Raw genomic sequence first — 4,621 nt, 5'->3', positions numbered from 1 at the left:
CCTTGCCATTCCCCTGTAAGCCATTGCGCTGCTTCTGTCTCTTCTACTAGTAATTTGAACTTTTTAGAATGCTGAATGGTTAATATACCACCACTCATTTCTCCTGCTTCAATAGGAGCTATTTTACGTCCGATTAGTGCATTAACAATTGTTGATTTACCCGAAGAAGTTGTACCTATAGTCGCAATAGTAAAATTAGGTTTAGCTAATCTGGCGGAAGATTCTTCGTAAGCCTCTCGAAACTTTAATAAAGAATTTTGGATAGTCGGACTATCTAAAATATCTGCGTGATTTTGAGCCAAATCAGCGACACCATTACCTAATTGTTTCAAGCGATGGCGAACTTGCTCAAATACAGCATTAATTTCTGTTGTCATAAATTTATGGTGTAAGAATAAAACTTAGTCTTATATAAGAGCTATGTTTATATTCTTCACAGACAACAAGAGAAAATTAAAAGCTATCGATATCGTTAAACAATCGAGATAATTAACATTATCAGTAGAATTTGAATTAACTCATAAGCTCATTATGTAAAATATACACTATGTAAAAACTGATATATATCATCATTTTACACGTTATGTATCACATAATCCAGGCTGACACCAGCTAGGTTTGTAGTCCCAAATATTCGTAGATTTATCGGTCATAATTAGTTCGTTAATCCCTTGTCTATAAACAATTCATTAAGAATCGGGGAATTTCCCCTAAATACCTTGGAACATATAAATAAAGACAGGAAATCTATAAGTCAAACTTCTAATAAGATTTTTGCTTTCAAATATATATGACACACTTTCCTTGGTTAACTACCTGTATTTTATTTCCCATTGCTGCGTCTTTCCTTCTACCGATTATTCCCGATAAAGAAGGTAAGACCGTACGCTGGTACGCTCTAATTATAGGCTTGATTGATTTTGCGGTGATGGTCTATGGTTTTTACCAAGATTATGACTTTAGCAACCCCGATCTACAGCTAGTGGAAAGCTATGCTTGGATTCCCCAACTAGACTTAAACTGGTCTGTAGGGGCTGATGGTCTATCAATGCCTTTAATTTTGTTGACGGGTTTTATTACTACCCTGGCAATGATGGCAGCTTGGCCTGTAACCTATAAACCTAAGCTGTTTTACTTCTTGATGTTGGCGATGTATGGCGGACAAATTGCCGTATTTGCCGTTCAAGATATGTTGCTCTTTTTCCTCGTTTGGGAATTAGAACTCGTTCCTGTATATCTAATTTTATCGATTTGGGGCGGGAAAAAACGTCTTTATGCTGCCACCAAGTTTATTCTCTACACTGCGGGAGGCTCGCTGTTTATTCTCATTGCAGCGTTGACTATGGCATTTTATGGAGATACGGTCACCTTCGATATGAGTGCGATCGCTGCTAAAGATTATGCTTTTAATCTGCAATTATTCTTATATGCTGGTTTCTTAATTGCCTACGGAGTGAAGTTACCGATTTTCCCCCTCCATACTTGGTTGCCCGACGCTCACGGAGAAGCCACAGCCCCCGCCCATATGTTACTGGCGGGTATTCTCTTAAAAATGGGGGGCTATGCTTTATTACGCATGAATGCGGGAATGTTACCCGACGCTCATGCCTTCTTTGCTCCCATGTTGGTAATTTTGGGGGTTGTTAATATTGTTTATGCCGCTCTGACTTCTTTTGCCCAACGCAACCTCAAGCGAAAGATTGCTTATTCCTCCATTTCTCATATGGGCTTTGTTCTAATTGGGATTGCATCTTTTACCGACTTAGGTACTAGTGGGGCAATGTTACAGATGATTTCTCACGGTCTGATTGGGGCGAGTCTATTTTTCATGGTGGGGGCAACTTACGATCGCAGCCACACTTTAATGCTCGATGAAATGGGCGGTGTGGGTCAAAAGATGAAAAAGATTTTTGCCATGTGGACTACTTGTTCCTTTGCATCCTTAGCTTTGCCAGGAATGAGCGGTTTTGTCGCCGAATTAATGGTATTTGTTGGTTTTGCTACCAGCGATGCCTACAATTCTAGTTTTAAGGTCTTGATTATCTTCTTGGCTGCTGTTGGGGTAATTTTAACTCCTATCTACTTGCTATCGATGTTGCGAGAAATGTTATATGGCCCTGAAAACAAGGAATTAGTAGATCATACTAATCTAGTCGATGCCGAACCTAGAGAAGTATTTGTGATTGCTTGCTTGTTAATTCCCATTATTGGTATTGGTTTGTATCCCAAATTGGTCACGCAAATCTATGACTCTAGTATCAGTCAATTAACTGCCAGACTGCGCAATTCCGTACCTAGTTTGGTACAAACAGCCAAAGCATCACCTTCTAGTTTCTATTCCCTGAAATCTCATACCGCACCTGAAATTGCGGCGATCAATTAAAGCGATCGATTCCGATTCAATTTACTCAATTAATTTCCCCCATGTTCTCGATTTGGCAGAAGGTGGGGGATTTTCGTCCATAAGCAGATGGAAAAAAATTAAAGTAGTTTTGCCCCATATAGGGCAAAATTCATACAATAATAGATAAATAGTAAATCTAACAGCAGATCGTGAAATCAAACAATACATCGTGCTTTCTGTCTTTCATGGGGTTAAGTCTTGCCACTAGCCCGTTTATCATGACTCTTTTGTTTATATATTTAGTAACGGAATTCATGACAGAATTAGGTAAGACCAGTGAAGAAATTTTTCGCTCGGAACGTTTGCCTATTCTCAACTTTTCCGATTTCGATCCCAACCAGTTTTAGTTGCAATAAAAATGTTGAGTCGATCGCAATATGTAGTCTTTTTGTTCCTATTTATATGGGGTTCTGATAAATTAGACATACTCTAGAAAAATATTTTTCAATCTAAGATACACACAAGGCACACAGAGGTTTTTATGAGTTCGGTTGTTCAATCTTCGAGAGCGGATCGGGAAGAAAAGAGTGTACTTTCTACTTCTCACTTACTACTACGCCATCGGCAAAAATTAGTAGAAGATTTATGGGAGTCGGTGCTGCGATCTGAATGCGGTCAAGAAATGTTAGATCTGCTCAAAGAAATGCGTTCTCTTTCTTCTGCGGAGGGACAAGTAACCGATTCATTAACTCGATCGACCGTACCCAAATTAATTGAAGAGTTAACTCTTAACGATGCCATTCAAGCAGCCAGAGCCTTTGCCCTATATTTTCAACTAACTAATATAATCGAGCAACATTACGAAAGCAGGGAACAAAAACTATCTCGTCGCGTGACTAACGTTGCCCCTAATACATCTAAATCTAACAGTAATGGTAATGGTTCTTCAGGAGGAAATAAAAAACCACAAAAACGAGATGCCAAGCTAGAAAAATTAGAAGAAAATTGGATCGAACCAACTATTTCCAGCAATAATAACGCAGGCTTGTTTCATTGGCTTTTTCCTTATCTCAAGGAAATTAATATGCCCCCTCTGATGTTGCAAAGATTATTAGAACAATTGGACATCAGATTAGTATTTACCGCCCATCCTACGGAAATCGTTCGCCATACAATCCGCAAAAAACAGCGTCGTATTTCCCACATTTTAGAACAATTGGATGCGGCAGAAGAAGTAATGCGAGAGATCGGACTGCCCGAATCTTTGGAAGCTAATGAAGCCATCTCTCAACTAACAGAAGAAATTCGTCTTTGGTGGCGTACTGACGAACTGCATCAATTTAAACCCAAAGTTTTGGATGAAGTAGATTATTCCCTCCACTACTTCCAAGAAGTTCTGTTTGATGTAATACCGCAACTGGCAAATCGTCTCAAACAGTCTTTAAAAGCTTCTTTTCCCAATTTGGTCGCTCCTACCCATAATTTCTGTTACTTTGGCTCTTGGGTAGGTTCGGATCGAGATGGTAACCCCTTTGTGACTCCTCAAGTAACCTGGGAAACTGCTTGCTACCAAAGAAGCATCGTCATTGAAAAATATCTTCACTCGATCGAACGCTTGCGGGAATTATTAAGTTTGTCTCTGCACTGGAGCGACGTTCGTCCAGAACTATTAGATTCTTTAGAGCAAGATCGCTTGCAAATGCCAGAAATTTATGAAGAATTGGCGATTCGCTACCGTCAAGAACCCTATCGCTTGAAACTGGCATATATCGAGAAAAGATTGCAAAATTCCCTCGAACGTAGCAGGGTTTTATCTTCGGTAGCGGGCAGACAAGCCAGATCGGAAATTAAAACCGAAAATATTTATGTTTCTGGGGCAGAATTTCTCGCAGAATTGAAACTAATGCAATCTAGCCTAGCTACTACTAGCCTGCAATGTCGGGAATTAGATAATTTGATTTGTCAGGCAGAGGTCTATGGTTTTACCTTGGTAGAACTCGATTTTCGTCAAGATTCTTCCCGCCACAGCGATGCGATATCTGAAATTACTTCCTATCTCCAGGTGTTGCCTAAACCCTACGACGAACTGTCAGAAGAGGAAAAAACTGCTTGGTTGGTTCGAGAGTTGAAAACCCGTAGACCTTTAATACCTGCGGAAATGCCTTTTTCGGAGACTACCTGCGAAACCATCGAAACCTTTAAAATGTTGCGATTGTTGCAACAAGAATTTGGACAGGGTATTTGTCGAACCTACATTATTAGTATGACTAATTTTGT

Annotated in this window: 4 protein-coding genes; 3 read left to right on the top strand and 1 reads right to left on the bottom strand. The window is 39.6% G+C overall.

The features are described 5' to 3' along the window. A partial coding sequence (locus AC33VI_RS14895) for a dynamin family protein (RefSeq protein ID WP_491783053.1) occupies positions 1-377 on the bottom strand: 377 nt, incomplete at its 3' end. A 413-nt stretch (positions 378-790) separates the two neighbouring features. Between AC33VI_RS14895 and AC33VI_RS14890 the strand changes: the two genes are divergently transcribed. From AC33VI_RS14890 to AC33VI_RS14880, 3 genes are all read left to right on the top strand, one after another. After that, on the top strand, positions 791-2,383 hold the full coding sequence (locus AC33VI_RS14890) for an NAD(P)H-quinone oxidoreductase subunit 4 (RefSeq protein ID WP_491783052.1): 1,593 nt from the start codon (positions 791-793) through the stop codon (positions 2,381-2,383). Positions 2,384-2,622: 239 nt separating this feature from the next. Beyond that, complete coding sequence (locus tag AC33VI_RS14885; protein ID WP_491783051.1) at positions 2,623-2,751, top strand: hypothetical protein; 129 nt, start codon at positions 2,623-2,625, stop codon at positions 2,749-2,751. A 134-nt stretch (positions 2,752-2,885) separates the two neighbouring features. Further along, positions 2,886-4,621: phosphoenolpyruvate carboxylase (locus tag AC33VI_RS14880; protein WP_491783050.1), on the top strand; the 1,736-nt coding region annotated here is incomplete at its 3' end.

Source organism: Waterburya sp., assembly GCF_058530065.1.
The sequence above is the reverse complement of the archived record's forward strand: the minus strand, read 5'-3'. Positions and strand labels throughout refer to the sequence as shown.

Excerpts from the sequence above, each read along its gene's own strand:
- AC33VI_RS14890 (WP_491783052.1), top strand. The coding sequence starts at position 791 with ATGACACACTTTCCTTGGTTAACTACCTGTATTTTATTTCCCATTGCT.
- AC33VI_RS14885 (WP_491783051.1), top strand. The coding sequence starts at position 2,623 with ATGACTCTTTTGTTTATATATTTAGTAACGGAATTCATGACAGAATTA.